The sequence below is a fragment of the Streptomyces yerevanensis genome, assembly GCF_000716805.1.
GTDB classification, from domain to species: Bacteria; Actinomycetota; Actinomycetes; order Streptomycetales; family Streptomycetaceae; genus Streptomyces; species Streptomyces flaveus.
The window spans coordinates 99,005-119,026 of record NZ_JNWJ01000004.1 but is presented as its reverse complement, the minus strand read 5'-3'; the positions used below and the strand labels follow the sequence as shown (position 1 = coordinate 119,026).

General features: G+C 69.3%; 15 protein-coding genes. 13 read left to right on the top strand and 2 right to left on the bottom strand.

What is annotated here, in order from left to right; all coding sequences use genetic code 11:
* Positions 1-152: 152 nt before the first annotated feature.
* Together OP79_RS05520 and OP79_RS05515 are read left to right on the top strand one after the other, a co-directional pair.
* A complete protein-coding gene (locus tag OP79_RS05520; protein ID WP_078491623.1) occupies positions 153-551 on the top strand; it encodes an OB-fold nucleic acid binding domain-containing protein in 399 nt (132 codons plus the stop codon).
* Between the two features lie 3 nt (positions 552-554).
* Positions 555-1,274, top strand: a complete 720-nt coding sequence (locus OP79_RS05515; protein ID WP_033318828.1) for a DUF3159 domain-containing protein — start codon at positions 555-557, stop codon at positions 1,272-1,274.
* A 143-nt stretch (positions 1,275-1,417) separates the two neighbouring features.
* On the opposite strand, the gene OP79_RS05510 is transcribed toward OP79_RS05515, so the two are convergent.
* Entirely contained in the window at positions 1,418-2,095 is a 678-nt protein-coding gene (locus OP79_RS05510; protein WP_033318827.1) for a potassium channel family protein, read from the bottom strand.
* Positions 2,095-2,766, bottom strand: coding sequence for a potassium channel family protein (locus tag OP79_RS05505; RefSeq protein ID WP_033318826.1), 672 nt, complete (start codon positions 2,764-2,766; stop codon positions 2,095-2,097). The genes OP79_RS05510 and OP79_RS05505 overlap by 1 nt, the downstream gene beginning before the upstream one ends.
* A gap of 412 nt (positions 2,767-3,178) precedes the next feature.
* On the opposite strand from OP79_RS05505, the gene OP79_RS05500 reads away from it, so the two are divergent.
* From OP79_RS05500 to OP79_RS05445, 11 genes are all read left to right on the top strand, one after another.
* Positions 3,179-5,230: an APC family permease gene (locus OP79_RS05500; protein ID WP_033318825.1), complete on the top strand. Its 2,052-nt coding sequence runs from the start codon at positions 3,179-3,181 to the stop codon at positions 5,228-5,230.
* 92 nt (positions 5,231-5,322) lie between these two features.
* The gene (locus tag OP79_RS05495; RefSeq protein WP_033318824.1) at positions 5,323-6,663 is read left to right on the top strand and encodes a class I SAM-dependent RNA methyltransferase; all 1,341 of its coding nucleotides are present in this window, start codon (positions 5,323-5,325) and stop codon (positions 6,661-6,663) included.
* A 504-nt stretch (positions 6,664-7,167) separates the two neighbouring features.
* Complete coding sequence (locus OP79_RS05490) at positions 7,168-8,553, top strand: FAD-binding oxidoreductase (protein WP_033318823.1); 1,386 nt, start codon at positions 7,168-7,170, stop codon at positions 8,551-8,553.
* Between the two features lie 506 nt (positions 8,554-9,059).
* Positions 9,060-11,636 (top strand): Pls/PosA family non-ribosomal peptide synthetase, encoded by a 2,577-nt coding sequence (locus OP79_RS05485; RefSeq protein ID WP_078491622.1) that lies wholly within the window; start codon positions 9,060-9,062, stop codon positions 11,634-11,636.
* The gene (locus OP79_RS05480; protein ID WP_033318822.1) at positions 11,633-14,194 is read left to right on the top strand and encodes a non-ribosomal peptide synthetase; all 2,562 of its coding nucleotides are present in this window, start codon (positions 11,633-11,635) and stop codon (positions 14,192-14,194) included. The genes OP79_RS05485 and OP79_RS05480 overlap by 4 nt, the downstream gene beginning before the upstream one ends.
* A gap of 22 nt (positions 14,195-14,216) precedes the next feature.
* Positions 14,217-15,233 (top strand): TauD/TfdA family dioxygenase, encoded by a 1,017-nt coding sequence (locus tag OP79_RS05475; RefSeq protein ID WP_033318821.1) that lies wholly within the window; start codon positions 14,217-14,219, stop codon positions 15,231-15,233.
* Positions 15,230-16,300: a 2,3-diaminopropionate biosynthesis protein SbnB gene (sbnB, locus tag OP79_RS05470; RefSeq protein ID WP_033318820.1), complete on the top strand. Its 1,071-nt coding sequence runs from the start codon at positions 15,230-15,232 to the stop codon at positions 16,298-16,300. The genes OP79_RS05475 and sbnB overlap by 4 nt, the downstream gene beginning before the upstream one ends.
* A 43-nt stretch (positions 16,301-16,343) precedes the next feature.
* The gene (gene sbnA, locus OP79_RS05465; RefSeq protein ID WP_078491621.1) at positions 16,344-17,462 is read left to right on the top strand and encodes a 2,3-diaminopropionate biosynthesis protein SbnA; all 1,119 of its coding nucleotides are present in this window, start codon (positions 16,344-16,346) and stop codon (positions 17,460-17,462) included.
* Positions 17,463-17,576: 114 nt separating this feature from the next.
* A complete protein-coding gene (sigK, locus tag OP79_RS05460; protein ID WP_051744426.1) occupies positions 17,577-18,161 on the top strand; it encodes an ECF RNA polymerase sigma factor SigK in 585 nt (194 codons plus the stop codon).
* On the top strand, positions 18,158-18,904 hold the full coding sequence (locus tag OP79_RS05455) for an anti-sigma factor (protein WP_033318819.1): 747 nt from the start codon (positions 18,158-18,160) through the stop codon (positions 18,902-18,904). Before sigK ends, OP79_RS05455 begins: the two co-directional genes overlap by 4 nt.
* A gap of 393 nt (positions 18,905-19,297) precedes the next feature.
* On the top strand, positions 19,298-20,008 hold the full coding sequence (locus OP79_RS05445) for a phosphatase PAP2 family protein (RefSeq protein WP_033318817.1): 711 nt from the start codon (positions 19,298-19,300) through the stop codon (positions 20,006-20,008).
* The last annotated feature ends 14 nt before the right edge of the window (positions 20,009-20,022 follow it).

The following is a 20,022-nucleotide window of genomic DNA, read 5'->3' as shown; positions in this document are numbered from 1 at the left end:
GGGTCCGGCCCGCCGCGCAGCGGCAATCAGGCACAGCGCCCCCGGGGGATGCAGTATCACGGAGCCCGGGATGGATTATCGATTCGAGCGTTAGTTCTATGGGTAAGTTCAAGGGGTACGAAGCTGTCGGCGGCCCCCGGTAGGCTTCAGACATGAGTGCTGTTCCTCGTTCCGAAAGGCCGCCGGGCCGGTTCCGGCGGATGATCGACCGGCTCTCTTCGTCGCAGGAGGACCTGGAGTCGGAGGAGCTGCGCGAGGACACCGAGACCACCGGATGTACGCGTATCGGTGACGCACATGACCGACAGATAGTGACCGTTACTGGTACCTTGCGCACGGTCACGCTGCGCCCGAGGGCCGGTGTCCCGGCCCTGGAGGCCGAACTGTTCGACGGTTCGGCCGCCCTGGACGTGGTGTGGCTCGGCAGGCGCTCCATCGTCGGGATCGAACCGGGGCGCAAGCTGATCGCATCGGGCCGGGTCTCGATGAGCCGGGGCCGCAAGGTGCTGTTCAATCCGAAATACGAACTCAGACCCCTCGGACGGGAGTAGCCGGTGACGTCGCTCGACAAGCCGACCGAAGACGACGCCCATGATTCGCGGGCGGTGACGGAGGCCGCGCTCTTCGAGGCGTTCGGCGGTCTGCGAGGCATGATCGAAACGGTCCTGCCCGGCCTGCTCTTCGTCACGATCTACACGATCAACAAGGACCTGCACTCCGCGGCCATCGCGGCCCTCGCTGTCTCCGTGCTGCTCGTCGTGGTGCGCCTGGTCATGAAGGACACCGTCAAGCACGCCTTCAGCGGTGTCTTCGGGGTGGCCTTCGGCGTGGTCTTCGCGATGATGACCGGGAACGCCAAGGACTTCTATCTGCCGGGCATGCTCTACACGCTGGGCCTGGGCCTCGCGTACATCATCACGACCCTCGCGGGCGTCCCGCTGATCGGCCTGGTCCTCGGCCCGGTCTTCAAGGAGAACCTCTCCTGGCGGACGCGTAACCCGGGGCGCAAGAAGGCGTACGCGAAGGCCAGTTACGCCTGGGGTGCGATCCTGCTCGCCAAGTGCGCGATTCTTTTCCCGCTGTACTGGTGGGCGGACACCACGCAGCTCGGGTGGGTCCTGGTCGCGTTGAAGATTCCGCCGTTCCTGCTTGCGGTGTGGCTGACCTGGGTGTTCCTGGCGAAGGCGCCCGCGCCGATCGACGTGTTCGCGGAGATGGAAGCGGAGGAGCGTGCGGAGAAGGAGCGGCATGCTGCCGCTCGGTCCGCCGAGTAGGTACGCGGTGGCGGTGTGGGCCTGGGGGCTGCGCCCCCAGGCCCCCGCTTATCGGCCTGAACGGCCTCGTCCTCAAACGCCGGACGGGCTGGATGGGGCCGCCCGGAAGTTTCCGGGCGGCCCCATTCTCGTATCGCCGGAAATCAGCCGACCGCATCCTCCCGCCGCACCGACAACAGATCCTCCAGCTGCTCCTCCCGAGCCTGAGCCGCAACGAACAGCAGCTCGTCGCCCGCCTCCAGGGAGTCCTCCCGGGTGGGGGTCAGGACGCGGGTGCCGCGGATGATGGTGACCAGGGACGTGTCCTCGGGCCATTCCACGTCGCCGACCCGGGTGCCTGCCAGGGCCGACTCCGGGGGGAGCGTCAGCTCGACGAGGTTGGCATCGCCGTGGCTGAAGCGGAGCAGGCGGACCAGGTCGCCGACGCTCACCGCCTCCTCGACCAGGGCCGACATCAGGCGGGGGGTCGAGACGGCGACGTCCACGCCCCAGGACTCGTTGAACAGCCACTCGTTCTTGGGGTTGTTGACGCGGGCGACGACGCGCGGGACGCCGTACTCCGTCTTCGCGAGCAGCGAGACGACGAGGTTGACCTTGTCGTCGCCCGTCGCGGCGATCACCACGTTGCAGCGCTGCAGCGCCGCCTCGTCCAGCGAAGTGATCTCGCAGGCGTCGGCCAGCAGCCACTCCGCCTGCGGCACGCGCTCGACCGAGATCGCGGTCGGTGCCTTGTCGATCAGCAGGATCTCGTGCCCGTTCTCCAGCAGTTCGCCCGCGATCGAGCGGCCCACCGCACCGGCACCGGCAATGGCGACCCTCATCAGTGACCGCCCTCCTCGTCAGGGCCCTTGGCGAACGCCGCCTCGACCTTGTCCACGTCGTCCGTACGCATCATCACGTGCACCAGATCGCCCTCCTGCAGCACCGTCTGCGAGCTCGGCAGGATCGCCTCGCCAAGGCGGGTGACGAAAGCGACGCGTACGCCGGTCTCGTCCTGGAGCCGGCTGATCCGCTGGCCCACCCACGCCGTCGACGCGTGCACCTCGGCGAGCTGTACCCCGCCCGTGGGGTCGCGCCACAGCGGCTCGGAGCCCGACGGGAGCAGCCGGCGCAGCATCTGGTCGGCGGTCCAGCGGACGGTGGCGACGGTCGGGATACCGAGCCGCTGGTAGACCTCGGCGCGGCGCGGGTCGTAGATGCGCGCCGCGACGTTCTCGATGCCGAACATCTCGCGGGCCACCCGGGCGGCGATGATGTTCGAGTTGTCGCCGCTGGAGACGGCGGCGAAGGCGCCCGCCTCCTCGATGCCCGCCTCGCGCAGGGTGTCCTGGTCGAAGCCGACTCCGGTGACACGACGGCCGCCGAACCCGGAGCCCAGTCGTCGGAAGGCGGTGGGGTCCTGGTCGACCACGGCGACCGTGTGCCCCTGTTGCTCCAGGGTCTGGGCGAGAGCGGAACCCACTCTCCCGCAGCCCATGATGACGATGTGCACGACCGTCCTTCCGGTATCAATTCTTACTGCTCATGGAGTTACTGCTCAGGCTGAACAAGGTCTCGAACAGGGTCTCAGACCGATGCCCAAGCTACACACGCACGGTCCACGGCGGGCACCCCCTTGCACGCTCGCCCACTCTCCTTGTCGCGATCAGCGGCGGCTGATGCTGCGGACGCTGACGAGGGTCAGGACACCGAGCCCGATGAGTGCGGCGGCGGCGCCGATGAGTTCCGCGGCGGCTTGCGTCATGAGGTCTCCAGGAGGGGTGGGAGGCGAGGTTTTGTCATATAGGCATGGGGAAGCTGTCGGTGCCGGAACCCGCAGCATCACCGGTCGCTCAATTCACTCGTAGAGCAGAGGTCGGGTGGCGGGTGGGCACCCCATACCCTGACCGCTTACGATCCTCAGCGTGTCCAAACTGACCGACGTGCCCAAACGCATCCTCATCGGGCGCGCACTGCGCAGTGACCGGCTGGGGGAAACGCTCCTGCCGAAGCGCATCGCCCTACCCGTGTTCGCCTCCGACCCGCTGTCCTCCGTGGCGTACGCGCCGGGCGAGGTGCTGCTGGTCCTGTCCATCGCGGGCGTGTCGGCCTACCACTTCAGCCCCTGGATCGCGGTCGCGGTCGTGGTGCTGATGTTCACGGTGGTGGCCTCGTACCGGCAGAACGTGCACGCGTACCCGAGCGGCGGCGGCGACTACGAGGTGGCCAACACCAACCTCGGCCCCAAGTCCGGCCTCACCGTCGCCAGTGCGCTGCTCGTCGACTACATCCTCACCGTCGCTGTGTCGATCTCCTCCGGCATCGAGAACCTCGGCTCCGCGATCCCCTTCGTGGTCGAGAACAAGGTGCCGTGCGCGATCGCCGTCATCGTGCTGCTCACGCTGATGAACCTGCGCGGGGTCAGGGAGTCCGGGAAACTCTTCGCGATTCCGACGTACGTCTTCGTGGTGGGCGTGTTCGCGATGATCGCCTGGGGTGCGTTCCGCGGCCTGGTCCTCGACGACACGATGAAGGCGCCGACCGCCGACTTCCACATCGAGGCCGAGCAGCAGGGTCTCGCGGGCTTCGCGCTCCTCTTCCTTCTCCTGCGGGCCTTCTCCTCCGGCTGTGCCGCACTCACCGGTGTCGAGGCGATCAGCAACGGCGTCCCGGCCTTCCGCAAGCCCAAGTCCAAGAACGCCGGGACCACGCTGGCGATGATGGGCCTGCTCGCGGTCACCATGTTCTGCGGCATCATCGGCCTGGCCATGGCGACGAACGTACGCATGGCCGAGCACCCGGCGACCGACCTGCTGGAGAACGGTGTCGCGGTCGGCGCCGACTACGTCCAGAACCCGGTGATCTCGCAGGTCGCCGAGGCCGTCTTCGGGAACGGCAGCTTCATGTTCGTGCTGCTCGCCGCGGCCACCGCGCTGGTCCTCTTCCTGGCGGCCAACACCGCGTACAACGGCTTCCCGCTGCTCGGCTCGATCCTCGCGCAGGATCGCTATCTGCCGCGTCAGCTGCACACCCGCGGCGACCGCCTCGCCTTCTCGAACGGCATTGTGCTGCTCGCGGGCGCCGCCGGACTGCTGGTGTGGATCTACGGAGCCGACTCGACCCGGCTGATCCAGCTCTACATCGTCGGCGTCTTCGTCTCCTTCACACTCAGCCAGACCGGCATGGTCCGGCACTGGAACCGCCACCTGGCCACCGAGCGCGACCAGGCCGCGCGCCGCCGCATGTACCGCTCCCGGGCGATCAACACCTTCGGTGCCTTCTTCACCGGGCTCGTGCTGATCGTGGTCCTGGTCACCAAGTTCACGCACGGGGCCTGGGTCGCGCTGCTCGGCATGGTGATCTTCTACGCGATCATGTCGGCGATCCGTAGGCACTACGACCGCGTCTCCGAGGAGATCGCCGCGCCGGAAGGACCGAGCGACGACGTCGTGCGCCCCTCGCGGGTCCACTCCGTCGTCCTGATCTCGAAGATCCACCGGCCGACGCTGCGCGCCCTCGCCTACGCCAAGCTGATGCGCTCGCACACCCTGGAGGCGCTCAGCGTCAATGTCGACCCGGCCGAGACCAAGGCACTGAGGGAGGAGTGGGAGCGGCGCGGCATCGACGTACCGCTGAAGGTCCTCGACTCCCCGTACCGCGAGATCACGCGACCGGTCATCGAGTACGTGAAGAACCTGCGCAAGGAGTCCCCGCGCGACGCGGTCAGCGTGATCATCCCCGAGTACGTGGTCGGCCACTGGTACGAGCAGCTGCTGCACAACCAGAGCGCGCTCAGGCTCAAGGGGCGGCTGCTGTTCACACCGGGGGTGATGGTGACGTCAGTGCCGTACCAGCTGGAGTCCTCCGAGGTGGCCAAGAAGCGGGCCCGCAAGCGGCAGGAGTGGAACGCGCCGGGTGCCGTGCGGCGCGGTCCCGCGGAGGAGCGGCCCAAGGAGCCCAGCACTCCCAAGGGCTGACGGACTCGTGTCGAACGGCCGGGCGGCGTCCACGTAGACTGGTGGGCTGTTGTCCGGCCGTTCCCCCTTTTCGCAACTGGAGTCACCCCGCCATGCAGGCAGAACCGAAGAAATCGCCGGCGGGGTCGCTCGTGGGGCAGGAGTACGAGGTCGAGATCGGGCCTGTCGCCCACGGGGGCCACTGCGTCGCCCGTACCGCCGAGGGGCAGGTCCTCTTCGTCCGGCACGCGCTGCCCGGTGAGCGGGTCGTCGCGCGCGTGACGGAGGGCGAGGAGGACTCGCGGTTCCTGCGCGCGGACGCGGTCACCATCCTGGACGCGTCCAAGGACCGAGTCGAGGCGCCCTGCCCGTACGCGGGCCCCGGCCGCTGCGGCGGCTGCGACTGGCAGCACGCCAAGCCGGGCGCGCAGCGCCGACTGAAGGGCGAGGTGATCGCCGAGCAGCTGAAGCGGCTCGCGGGCCTGACGCCCGAGGAGGTCGGCTGGGACGGCACGGTGATGCCCGCCGAGGGCGACAAGCTGCCCCCCGGTGAGGTGCCCGCCTGGCGTACGCGCGTGCAGTACGCGGTGGACGACGTCGGGCACGCCGGTCTGCGGCGGCACCGTTCGCACGAGGTCGAGCCGATCGAGCACTGCATGATCGCCGCGCAGGGTGTCAGCGAGCTGGGCATCGAGCGGCGTGAGTGGCCCGGGATGGAGTCGATCGAGGCGATCGCCGCGACGGGCTCCCAGGACCGGCAGGTGATCCTGACGCCACGGCCCGGCGCCCGGCTGCCGATCGTGGAGCTGGACCGGCCGGTGTCGGTCATGCGCGTGGAGGAGAAGGACGGCGGGGTCCATCGGGTTCACGGCCGCCCGTTCGTGCGCGAGCGCGCGGACGACCGTACGTACCGGGTCGGCAGCGGCGGCTTCTGGCAGGTCCACCCGAAGTCCGCGGACACGCTGGTCAAGGCGGTCATGCAGGGCCTGCTGCCGCGCAAGGGCGAGATGGCCCTCGACCTGTACTGCGGCGTCGGCCTCTTCGCGGGCGCCCTCGCCGACCGGCTCGGCGACAAGGGCGCGGTGCTCGGCATCGAGTCCGCCAAGCGCGCGGTGGAGGATGCCCGGCACAACCTCGCCGCCTTCGACCGCGTCCGCATCGAACAGGGCAAGGTCGAGTCGGTCCTCCCGCGCACCGGCATCACCGAGGTCGACCTCATCGTCCTCGACCCGCCCCGCGCGGGCGCAGGCAAGAAGACGGTCCAGCACCTGACACGGCTGGGCGCACGCCGCATCGCGTACGTGGCCTGCGATCCGGCGGCGCTGGCACGGGACTTGGGGTACTTCCGTGAGGGCGGGTACCGGGTGCGGACGCTTCGGGCGTTCGATCTGTTTCCGATGACTCATCATGTGGAGTGCGTGGCGATTTTGGAGCCTGCCGCGAAGGGCTCCTGAACTGCGGTTTTGTGCGTGCGCATTATGCGCGGTGTGGGCGTTACGGGCGATATCGCGACGCTCGTGACGCTTATTTGGCGCTCGTTCTGATGGGATATCAGGTGTAGCTCCGCGCATGTCAGAACTCTCGTTACGGTTCACCAGGGAAACGGTCGAGCAGGAGCGCTCCGTCATTGGGCGTGGCAGGACTTCGGTCGGCCTCAGTGACTCCTACTTGTTGTCACTGCCCCGATGCTCGGCTGTATCTGAAGGGCTGGAGCCTCTACGGCCCCGCAGCACAGACTGGACTCCCGGCGAGCAGCGATCTGTAGGAATTGCGGGGCTCGGTAGTCGGCGGGACGCTGGACAAGTCAGCCTTGCGGCATCCGATGAGCCGACGCCCGCGAAATCCCGGGCTCAGAGACAACTTGGTGAAGTCCCGGTCCAAGCAGCGGGTGATCGAGGTGACAGCCGTGGAAGGCCGAAGCCGGGGGCAAGAAATCTGCTCCTCTCGAGGAGATCACCATGGACAGTGCGACCTTGGATGCGATGCAGACCTCTCTGCGGGGGCCGGTCATAGGCCCGCAGGATCCCGAATATCTCGAGGCCCGCAGCATCTACAACGCAATGATCGACAAGCGTCCCGCCGCCATCGTGCGGTGCGCGGACGCCGCGGATGTCATGGATGCGGTCAACTTCATCCGCGACAACAGCCTGGAACTCGCCGTTCGGGGTGGCGGGCACAGCGGTCCCGGCCTGTGCCTGGTGGAGGACGGCGTCACCGTCGACCTGTCGCCGATGCGCTGGGTACGGGTCGACCCCGCCGCGAGGACCGCCCAGGTGGGCGGCGGCAGCCAGCTCCGCGATCTCGACCACGCCACCCACGGCTTCGGGCTCGCCACCCCCACCGGCATTGTGTCGATGACGGGCGTGGGGGGCCTGACCCTCGGCGGTGGCCATGGATACCTCACCCGCAAGTACGGCCTGACGGTGGACAACCTGCTGGCCGCGGACGTCGTGCTGGCCGACGGCAGCTTCGTCACCGCGAGCGAGACCGAGCACCCGGACCTGTTCTGGGCCCTGCGCGGTGGCGGCGGCAACTTCGGCATCGTGACCTCGTTCACCTACCGCCTGCACCCGGTGGACACCGTCGGGGTCGGCATCACCGTGTGGCCGGTCGACCACACACGCGAGGTGCTCACGTGGTACCGCGACTTCCTCCCGCAGGCCCCGGAGGACATCTACGGCTTCTTCACGCTGTTCACCATCCCGCCCGGCCCACCCTTCCCCGAAGAGATCCACGGCCGGAAGGTGTGCGGCATCGTGTGGTGTCACACCGGTGACCCGGACCGCACCGAGGACGCCCTCGCGGTGGTGAACGAGCCCGCCCCGCCCGCCTTCCACTTCACGGCACCGATGCCCTATCCCGCGTTGCAGAGCCTGTTCGACGAGCTGATCCCCACCGGGTACCAGTGGTACTGGCGCGGCGACTTCTTCGACCGTATCCCGGACGCCGCCGTGGACGTGCACCTCAAGTACGGCGAGAACCTCCCCACCCCGCTGTCGCTGATGCACCTCTACCCGGTCGACGCGGCCGCCCACCGAGTGGGCCGGGAAGACTCCGCGTGGAGCTACCGGGACGCCGTGTGGTCCGGCGTCTTCGCCGGCGTCGACCCCGACCCGGCCAACGCCGAGACCATCAAGCAATGGTGTGTCGACTACTGGGAGGAGACGCACCCCCACTCCATGGGCGGCTCGTACGTGAACTTCATGGGGCAGGGCGAGGACCAGGAGCGGGTCCGGGCCACCTACCGCGACCACTACGACCGGCTCGCGCAGGTCAAGCGGACGTACGACCCGGACAACCTCTTCCACGCCAACCAGAACATCAAGCCCGCTCAGCAGCACTGACTGCCGGACCTTGCCGTCCGCGTCCACCCAGCCAGAACGTGTGGAACGAAGACGCAGGCCGGCGGCTCCGTGCACTTTCGATGAGCGCAGAGGGGGCGCCGGAGGCGCTTCTGTCTGCCCTGACCCGGGCTGCCACCGGTTCGGGATGGCTGAAGCGTTCTGGCTTTTAACCGGTCAAAGGAGTTCTCGGACTGGTCGCCTTCGGCGCGGTGACAACAAGGGCACCTGCTCAGCGGCTCGATACAAGCGGCTGACCACCCCTAGTAGCCCTATGGAACCCTCGTCGCCGTCGAGCACTCCCACCTCGCGGCACCCTCTCGCGGAGTCCGGCTCACGAGAAGTTTCCGAATATCGAGATCTGTCCGCGTCCCGGCACCGAATCAAGAGCATGGGTGGTTTTGGCGACAGCCCGCGTCGTTCGCACTCGGTATCCGTCCGAAACCGGTGTCCAACGCAAGTCGGTCAGTGCTGGTCGGCGCTTCCTCGGAAGCTTCCCGGGAGCTGACATGGTGGACAAGCCGGTGGAGACGCTGCCCTCCGTTCCGGAGGAATCCACGGCCCTCCTGGACGGGTACGGTGAACCGGCCGCAATCGAGAAGACCCTCGCCGCGATTCTGGCCGCGGTCGTGCGGACCGAGCAGGTGCCGGTCGACGGTCACTTCTTCAACGAACTGGGCGCCGACTCGCTGGTGATGGCGCACTTCTGCGCGCGGGTCAGGAAGCGTGCGGATCTGCCGTCGGTGTCGATGAAGGACGTCTATCGGTACCCGACGATCAGAAGCTTGGCGACGGCGCTCGCGGATGCCCCGCCCGCTCCCCGGGCGGAGTCGGCGGCCGTGGCCCCGGCCCCGGAGCCGTTTCCGGTGTCGGCCCCGGCCTCGGTGCCGGCTCAGCCCCCGGCGGGCATGCCGCAGTACGTCCTGTGCGGCGCGCTGCAGTTCCTGGCCTTCCTCGGGTACGCCTACCTCATCGCCTTCGGCGCCGCCCGGGGCTACGAGTGGATCTCCGCCGGATCGGGTGTGCTCGACGTGTACCTGCGGTCGGTCCTGTTCGGTGGTGCGGCCTTTCTGGGCCTGTGTGTCCTTCCCGTCCTCGTGAAGTGGACGCTCGTCGGCCGGTGGAAGCCTCAGCAGATCCGTGTCTGGAGTCTTGCGTACGTCCGCTTCTGGGTCGTCAAGACGCTGGTCCGGTCGGATCCGCTGGTGTTGTTCAGCGGCTCGCCGCTCTACCTGCTCTACCTCAGGGCACTGGGCGCGAAGGTCGGGCGTGGCGCCGTGGTCCTCTCCCGGAGCGTGCCGGTGTGCACCGATCTGCTCGCCATCGGCGACAGCGCGGTCGTCCGGAAGGACTCGTCCTTCGCCTGTTACCGGGCCCACGCCGGACTGATCCAGACGGGCCCGGTCACCCTCGGCAGGAACGTGCTGGTCAGCGAGGCCACGGTGCTCGACATCGACACGTCGCTGGGCGACGGGGCCCAGCTCGGCCATGCCTCCTCGCTGCACCGTGGGCAGGCGGTGCCCGACGGCGAGCACTGGCACGGGTCTCCGGCACAGCGGACCGACGTGGACTACCAAGTGGTGGGGGCGGCCCGCTGCGGTGCGGTGCGCAGGGCGGCCCACAGCGTTCTGCAGCTGCTGATCGCACTGAGCCTGTACGTGCCGTTGGCGGTCGGCGGCGTGGCCGCGCTGCTCGTCGAGGTCCCGCAGCTCAGCTCGGCTCTGGAGCCGGGGCCCGCGGTCTTCGCCGACTGGGCGTATTACCGCGAGGCCCTGGTGTTCTCCTTCGTGCTCGTCTTCGGCGCCGTTCCCGCCGGTCTCCTCGTCCTGACCACCGTTCCCCGTCTGCTCGGCCTGACCCTCAGGCCGGGCAGGGTCTACCGTCTGTACGGCTTTCACGACGGGGTGCACCGGACGATCGCGCTCTTGACCAACTGGAAGCTCCCGAAGCGCCTGTTCGGAGACAGCTCCTGCATCGTCCACTACCTGCGGTGGCTCGGGTACGACCTCTCCCGGGTCGAGCAGACCGGGTCGAACTTCGGCACGGAGGTGAAGCACGAGACGCCGTTGCTGAGCTCCGTCGGGCGCGGGACGATGGTCGCCGACGGCCTGTCGATCATGAACGCCGACTTCTCCAGTACCGCGTTCCGCGTGTCCCGGGTGTCGATCGGGCCGCGCAACTTCCTGGGGAACAGGGTCGCGTACCCCACGCAGGGCAGGACCGGCGACAACTGCCTTCTCGCGACGAAGGTGATGGTGCCCGTCGACGGGGAGGTCCGCGAGGGCGTCGGGCTGCTGGGCTCGCCCAGCTTCGAGATTCCCCGTTCGGTCCTGCGGGACAGCAGGTTCGACCGGTTCAAGAGCCGGGAGGAGCTGCGGCGCGGCCTTGCCGCCAAGAACAGGCACAACGCCGCCACCATGGGGTGGTACCTGCTGACGCGTTGGATCTACGCCTTCGCTCTCGCCCTGCTCGCCTCAGGAGCCGCGGAGCTGTACGGGCAGTTCGGAGTGTCGGCGATCGCGCTGGCCGACGTCCTTGTCGTGGTGTTCACCATCGCCTACTTCGTGCTGGTCGAACGCGTCGTCACAGCGTTCCGTCCCCTGAGGCCGCTGTTCTGCTCGATCTACACCCCGGACTTCTGGCAGCGTGAGCGCTACTGGAAGGTGCCGTCGGAGACGTACCTGAAGATCTTCAACGGCACTCCGTTCAAGAACGTGATCTGGCGGCTGCTGGGGGTGCGGCTCGGCCGCATGGTCTTCGACGACGGCTGCTATCTGACGGAACGGGCCATGGCTGCCATCGGGGACGGCTGCACGCTCAACTCGGGGAGCGTCGTCCAGTGCCACTCGCAGGAGGACGGCGCCTTCAAGTCCGACCGGAGCACGATCGGCTCCGGCTGCACCCTCGGTGTCGGCGCTTTCGTCCACTACGGCGTGACGGTGGGCGACGGTGCGGTACTCGCCCCTGACTCCTTCCTGATGAAGGGAGAGGTAGTCCCGCAGGAGGCGTGGTGGGGCGGGAATCCGGCAAGGCCGCTCCGCTCGCACAGCGAGGATGAGGGGAGCCAGGCCCCATGGCATCCATGACCACACTTGCGGAGGCCGGCCGGGAGTTCTGGCGGGGCGTGCTCACCGCCGGTGGGGTCACCACGGTCCCTCGGTGGACCCTCGACCCGGTGACCCACATCGCCGAGCACGAGGCGACGCTTCCCGAGGATCTGGTGGACGGGTTGAGCCGCCTGGCGGACGATCTGGCGGTACCCCTCCGCTCGGTGTTGCTGGCCGCGCACGCCAAGGTGCTCGCCGCTCTGTCCGGCGAGCACGAGGTCACGATCGGTTACGTCGCCGTGCGGGGCGGCCGGCCGCTTCCCTGCCGGCTGACCACCGAACCCGACTCGTGGCGGACGCTGGTGCTCCACACCCACCGGGCCGAGTCGGAACTGCTGCTGCACAAGGACTTCCCCGTCGATGGTCTCAGGCATGCGCTGGGCCTGCCCGGACCGTCGACCGAGGCCGTGTTCGATCCGACCGGCGACAGAGGCGAGCTTGCCGAGAACGCCGTACTGCGGGTGGAAATCCCGCGACGCGGCGATCGGCGAACGCTGCGGCTGCGGTACCGGACCGACGCGCTCGACGCGGACTGCGCCGCGAGGATCGTGGGCTACCACCTCACCGCGCTCACGCTGATCGCCACCGACCCGGACGCCGTGCACGGCCGGCAGAGCCTGCTATCCGCCGAGGAGCGCCGCTTCCAGCTCGAAGGACTCGCCGGACCCCGCCGAGAGCTCCCCGACCACCGCTTCCACGAACTGTTCGAACAACGCGTCAGGGTGCACCCGGACGCCGTCGCGACCGTACGCGGCGACCAGCGGTGGACCTACCGGGAACTCAACGCGCGGGCCAACCGGCTGGGACGGGCCCTGCTGGCGCGAGGGCTCGACCGCGAAGGCGTCGTCGCGGTGGTGACCGAGCGGAACCTGGACTGGGCGGCCGCCGTCCTCGCGGTCTTCAAAGCCGGTGGGGTGTACCTGCCCATCGAGCCGCACTTCCCGGCCGACCGCATCGCGACCATGCTCTCCCGTGCCGGGTGCCGGCTCGTGCTGACCGAGCCGGGCAGCACCAAGATGCTCGACCGAGCCCTCGACGCGCTGCCCGCGGTCCGGGCGCTCTCCGTCGACGCGGCCTACGCGGAGGGCCACCCGGACTCCGACCTCGGCGTCGGCGTCGCACCGGACCAGCTCGCCTACATCTACTTCACCTCCGGCTCCACCGGTGAGCCCAAGGGAGCCATGTGCGAGCACGCGGGCATGCTCAACCATCTCTACGCCAAGATCGACGACCTGGGGATCGGCGAGGGGCAGGTGGTCGCCCAGACCGCGCCCCAGTGCTTCGACATCTCACTGTGGCAACTGGCTTCCGCGCTCCTGGCCGACGGGCGGACCCTGCTCGTGGAACAGGACGCGATCCTGGACGTCCCGCGGTTCGTCGACACGATCGCCCGCGGCGGGGTCGGCGTGTTCCAGGTCGTGCCGTCGTACCTCGACGCCGTGGTGTCCTACCTGGAGCGGCACCCGCGCGAGCTGCCGTATCTGCGGTGCGTGTCGGTCACCGGCGAGGCGCTGAAGAAGGAGCTCGTGCAGCGCTGGTTCGCGGCCCAGCCCGGTATCAGGCTGGTCAACGCGTACGGGCTGACCGAGACCTCGGACGACACCAACCACGAGGTGATGGACCGGGTCCCGGACACCGAACGGATCCCCCTCGGTCGCCCCGTCAACAACGTGCACGTCTCCGTAGTCGACGAGCACCTGTCACCGGTGCCGCTCGGCGCCCCCGGTGCGATCGTCTTCTCCGGGATCTGCGTCGGCCGCGGCTACGTCAACGACCCCGAGCGCACCCGGCAGGCTTTCATGGCGGATCCGCACCACGCGGGCCGGCGGCTCTACCGGGGCGGCGACTACGGCCGCTGGGTGCCCGGGGGCAAGCTGGAGTTCCTCGGCCGCCGGGATACCCAGGTCAAGATCCGGGGTTTCCGGATCGAGATCGGCGAGGTCGAGAGCGCCATGCTGCGGGCACCCGGGGTCCGCGACAGTGCGGTGGTGGCCGTCGAGGGGGCCGGGCAGGGCGGGCGTCTGGTGGCTTTCTACTCCGGTCAGGGACCACTGGAGGACGGCGTCCTCACAGACCGGCTGGGCCGGTCGCTGCCCGTGTACATGGTCCCCTCGGAGTTCCACTGGCAGGAGAGCCTGCCCGTGACCGCCAACGGCAAGGTCGACAGGAAGGCGCTGACCGCGCTCGCCGCACAGCTTGACGCCGTGGTAACCGACGTCGGATCCGGCGGCACCGAGCCCGGCACGGTCCAGGAAGACCGCGACGCGCCCCGCACGCCGACCGAGCGGCGGCTGGCCGCCCTGTGGGCCCAGGTGCTCGACATCCCGGAGTACACGATCCGCCGGCCCGACCACTTCTTCGACCGCGGCGGCACCTCTCTCGCGGCGGTGCGGCTCGCGATCGCCCTGGACCGGGCCGTGGACATTGCGGACATCACGCGCCACCCCGTTCTGGCCGACCTGGCCCGCATGGTCGACGGCAGGTTCGAGCCGCCGCAGCCGGTGCCGCGCGTCGCCGGGCCGCCGGCTTCCTCCTAAGCGCAACTGAAAGGAGATCGAGATGCCGTCCTCGCTTCCCCGGTTCTCAACGAAATCGTTGCTCAGCGTCGACCTGCGGCCCGGCAAACCCCCGATCCTGCTTGTCGGCTCCACCGGCGACGCGGCCAGCTGGGCGGCCGAGCACCGGGACGCGCTGCGCGCCGTCGTCGCCGAGCACGGCGCGGTCCTGGTCCGCGGCCTCGGGCTGAGCGACCCGGCCGAGACCGAGGCCGTCTTCCGGCGGCTGGCCGGCACTCTGATGACCGAGAGGGAGGCCTTCGCGTCCCGGCGGAGCTACTCCGACGGTGTGTACTCCTCGTCGAAGTGGCCGCCGAACCAGCCGATGTGCATGCACCACGAACTCAGCTACACCCTGGAATTCCCCGGCCTGATGCTGTTCGCCTGCCTCAGTGCTCCCGCCGTCGGCGGAGCGACCGCGCTGGCCGACGCGCCGACCGTGCTGCACGCGCTGCCCACCGATCTCGTCGAGCGGTTCCTGAGGGAGGGCTGGCTGCTCACCCGCACCTACAACGAGGAGATCGGGGCGTCCTTGGCCGACGCCTTCGGCAGGGAGGACCGCGGGGCGGTCGAGAGCTACTGCCGCGCGGCCGCGATCGAGTTCGAGTGGCAGCCCGACGGCGGACTGCGGACCTGGCAGCGCCGCAGCGCCGTGGTGCGGCACCCGGTCACCGGCCGGCGCTGCTGGTTCAACCAGATCGCGTTTCTCAACGAGTGGACCCTGGCCCCCGAGATACGTGAGTACCTGGTGGACGTCTACGGCGCCGACGGGCTGCCGTTCAACACCCGCTACGGGGACGGCGCACCGATCGGCGAGGACACCGTGCAGCTGCTGAACGACGTCTACCAGTCCCACACCGTGCGCGAGCCGTGGCAGGCCGGCGACATGATGCTCGTCGACAACGTCCGCACCGCCCACAGCAGGGAGTCGTACGAAGGGCCGCGCGAGGTGCTCGTCGCGATGACGGACGCGGTGCGCCTGGCCGACTGCTCGCCGACCGTGGAGGTGATCACCGAATGACCATCACCCGTTCCACCGCATGGGAGTCCGCACCGTCCGAGCCGGTCACCGTGCCGCCGTTCGCGGTCGTGTCCGGCGGCCAGGTCCAGCAAGCGCTGCAGGGGCGCGAGAAGCAGATCGTGGAATTGGTCGAGGACACCTACCGGCTGCACAGCGCCGGTCATTCGGTGAACCCGCCGTCCCACTTCCTGCGCTTCCCCGACCGCCCGTCCTCCCGGATCATCGCCCTGCCCGCCTCGATCGGCGGGGAGGCAGGGGTGGACGGCCTGAAGTGGATCTCCAGCTTCCCGCAGAACGTGGAGGCCGGCATCCCGAGGGCCTCGGCGGTGCTCATCCTCAACGACCGCCACACCGGCTACCCGTTCGCCTGCATGGAAGCCTCGATCATCAGCGCCACGAGGACGGCCGCGTCGGCCGCGCTGGCAGCGGACCGGCTCAGCCGCGGCCGACGGCGCCCGACGCGCGTCGGGTTCTTCGGCACGGGCCTGATCGCCCGCTACATCCACACCTTCCTGACCGGTACCGGCTGGTCGTTCGACGCCATCGGCGTGCACGACGTGTCCGCCGACAGCGCGGCCGGTTTCCGCTGCTACCTGGAGCAGTCGGGCGCCCCCGGCTGGATCGCCGTGCACGACAGCCCCGAGCAGCTGATCCGCATGAGCGACCTGGTGGTCTTCGCCACCGTCGCCGGTCGGCCGCACGTCCGCGATCCGTCGTGGTTCGCACACCGTCCGCTCGTGCTGCACGTGTCGCTGCGCGACCTGGCTCCGGAGGTCGTGCTCGCCTCGGACAACATCGTTGACGACGTCGAGCACTGTCTGAGGGCGGACACCTCCGTTCACCTGGCCGAACAGTTCACCGGCAACCGCGACTTCCTGACGGGGACGCTGGCGGACGTGATGGCCGGGCGCGTAACGCTGTCGGGAGACCGCACGGCGGTGTTCTCGCCCTTCGGCCTCGGGGTGCTCGACCTGGCAGTCGGCAAGTACGTCTACGACGAGGTGGCCGGCTCCGGAGAGCTGCACGTCGTCGACGGCTTCTTTCATGAGCTGCGTAGGTACGGATGAAGCACATCCGGCCCGGGCCGCTCTTCAATCCGCGGAGGCCATCGTGTCAGTCATATCCGCTCCCTACACCTTCAACGAGGAGGATCTCTACGTCGACCTCCAGCCGATAATGGGGCGCAGGCTCTTCCTGAAGTGCGAGGGCTTCAACTTCGCCGGCTCGATCAAGCTGAAGCCCGCGACCGAGATGGTGGAGGCCGCCGAGCAGGCGGGGGTCCTGACGCCGGAGTCGGTCCTGGTCGAGTCCTCGTCCGGAAACATGGGCGTAGCACTCAGCATGATCGCGGCGAGTAAGGGCTACCAGTTCCTGTGCGTGACGGACTCCCGTTGCAATCTGTCGACCAGGTTGCTGATGGAGGCCTTGGGCGCCCATGTGCACGTCGTCACCGAGCCGAGCACCGACGGCGGCCTCCTCCGTGCGCGGATCGACTGCGTCCGTACGCTGTGCGCCCTGGACGACCGGTGCGTGTGGCTCAGCCAGTACACCAACCCGGGCAACTGGAAGGCGCACTACCTCAGGACGGCCCCGGCGATAGCCCGCTCGTTCCCAGGGCTGGACGTGCTGTTCGTCGGGGCCGGAACCACCGGGACACTGATGGGTTGCGCGCGCTACTTCCGGGAGTGGCACCGGCCGGTCCGGATCGTCGCGGTGGACAGCGTCGGCTCGGTGACCTTCGGCGGTGCTCTGGGACGTCGGCTGCTTCCCGGTCTGGGCATGAGCATGTGCCCTCCGTTGCTCGACGAATCCTTCGTCGACGAGGCGGTGCACGTCGAGGAGGCGGACAGCATCCGCGCCTGCCACCGCCTGGCCCGACGCGGCTTCCTGTTCGGCGGCTCCACCGGCACCGTAGTCAGCGGCGCGATGGGCTGGCTGGCTCTGCATGACACGCGTGGCCTGACTGCGGTGGCCATCGCCCCGGACCTCGGCGAGCGTTACCTCGACACCGTCTACCAGGCCAACTGGGTACGGGCCCTCTACGGCGAGGGCGTGCTCGATCCCGACAGGCCAGTCGCCGCCGGCTCCCGGGCCGCCCGCTCCGCACCACCGGTGCCCGCGCCGGGCCCTCGGGTGCGCCACCGGCGTCAGGAGGACGAAACCTGGGCCGGTGACACCACGACCGCAGGCCCGAGTCGGCCGTCACCGGGCTCCTGGACAGCCGAATAATCCGCCCCACTGCGGGATGCGGACGGCGGCTGGGCCTCGGACACTGTAGGGGAGGGCGGGTGAACCAGCAGGGCGGATTGAGGCAGGCGGGCAGGCGGGCAGGCGGGAGAGGGTGTGGCGAAGCGGCAGGCCCGCGGGGCCCGACACATCGGCACATCCGAGACGGATCGACTGTTGGTGTCCGTCGCTGCCGGCAGTCAGGACGCCTTCACCCGGTTGTACGACGTGGCCGTCGGTCCGATCTACGGAATCGCGTGCAGGGTCCTGCAGGACCCTGCACGCGCCGAGGAGGTCGCCCAGGAGGTCATGCTGGAGGTCTGGCAGAGTGCCCCCCGCTACCGGCCCGAGAGCGGGCACGCCATGACCTGGATGATGACCATCGCCCACCATCGCGCCGTGGACAGCGTCCGCACTGCGCGGAGGTCCGCTGAACGCGAGCGCGCCGTCTCCCAGCACGAGTCGACTCCCGCCTTCGACGATGTCGTGGAGACGGTGGAGACGCTCGAGGAACGCGAACAAGTCCGCTCCTGCCTGAAGGAGCTCACCGCCGATCTGCGGCAGCCGGTACTGCTCGCTTACTACCGGGGCCTGACCCATACCGAGATCGCTTCGGCGCTGTCCCTGCCGCTCGGTACCGTCAAGAGCCGCCTGCGCAGGGCACTGACCCGCCTGCGGCACTGCCTGGGAGCTCCGTCGTGAGCACAGCCGACCCGCACGACCTCGCCGGTGCCTATGCGGCGGACGCCCTCACCCGGGAGGAGCGGGAGGCGTTCCGGCGACACGTCGCCGACTGCCCCGACTGTGCCCACGAGACCGCCCGCCAGCAGGAGGCCGCGGCCTGGCTCGCCCTCGCAGCGGCCCGCACCCCGCCGCCGAGTCTGAAAGAACGTGTCCTCGCCGAGGTGGCCCGGACTCCGCAGTTTCCACCGACGCTCCCCGGCCAGGCGGACGAGCGCCTCAGCCGGCGATCCCTGTCACGTCTGCTGCGTCTCGCGCTGGCCGCCAGTCTGACCGCGGCCGCCGCGCTCGGCGGCCTCGCGGTCTGGCAGCACCAGGAGACGCGGGAGACACGCCAGGAAGCCGAGAGCCACGCCGCCGACCTTGCTCGGCTCCTTGCGGCTCCCGACACCACTTTCGTCAAAAAGGGCATGGCCTACGGCGGCTCCGGCACCGTCGTGGTCTCACGCCACCTGAACCAGGCCGCCTACTTCTGCCAGGACCTCGCTCCCCTGCCCTCCGACAGGACCTATCAGTTGTGGTACGCCGCCCCCAAGGACGAAGTCCGCCCCGCCGGACTCCTCCCCGCCAAAGCCGGCTTCCAGACCGTGTCCCTCCCCCCGCCCGATACCGCCGCCTCACTTGCCATCACCGTCGAACCGGGCACAGGCTCCTCCAAACCCACCACCGATCCGCTCACCACATGGCCTCTCCCTACTTCCTGATCGTGTTTCCGACGGCGGTGTGCTGCGACCGCCTGGTTGGTTAGGGTGGCAAGGAGCGACTGATTGGCTCCCGCGTGGGCCAAGTCAGACACAAAGGGGGGCTTGGTGGTGGGGAGTTGGCGTCGGCAGAAGCCGAAGGCCACGTCGACCGGTGTCAGTGGCGTCGGATCGCCTGACCGGAGCGGGCCTGGCAGTCGGCCCAGCCCAGTTCGCGCTTGACGTGTTTGCCATCTGGCTCGGTCCAGCCGAGCCCAGCCCAGCCCGTACATCTGACGGTCATGAGCGGGGTGTTCGGCTCGCTGGCCACCAAGTAGGGGGTCGCGGCGCGGTCGAGTTCGGTGACGAAGCGCGGGCTTCCACTGGGACCGCAGGCCGACCGGACGCGGTGGGCGTGTGACCGGCCGGTCGGCGCCCGCGGTGCTGCCCCCATTGCTGCGCGTGTGGCTCGGGCTGATTGCGGCCCTTGCCGCGCTGGTGGTCGTCGTGCTCGGGGTGCTGTACGCCGGCCACAGCGAGTCCGGCAGGCTGGACAGGTGGATCATCCAGCCGACGGCGGACAGTGTGCGGCCGCCCTGGCGGAACGTCGCTCTGGCCACGGACTTCCTGGGGGAGCCCGCAGGAGCGGCGGTGCTGGTCGTGGCCACCGTGACGGGCTGCCTGCTGCTTCGGTGGCCTCGCGCGGCGGTGCTCATCGTCGCAGGTGCCGGCATGACCGTGGCGACGACGACGCTGCTCAAGCCCCTGGTGGGACGCACCATCCACGGCGACGGCAATCTGTCCTATCCGAGCGGGCACACCGCCTTCCTCACCGCGTTCGCCCTCGTGGTGGCGCTGCTCGCGACCGGCCGGCTCGGCTTCGGCAGGAGGGCCGGCACGTCACTCGTGCTCGCCGCGGCGCTGGTTGCCGGCGGCGCCATGGGCTGGGCGCAGGTCGCCCTGAGCGCGCACTACCCGACCGACGTCCTCGGCGGCTGGTGCACCGCGCTGGCGGTGGTCCCGGCGACCGCCTGGCTGGTCGACCGGATGGCTGACCGGTTGGTCGACCGGATGGCTGACCGGTTGGTCGATCGGATGGCCGACGCCGGTCGGCGGGAGCATCGCTGACGTCACGTCACGTC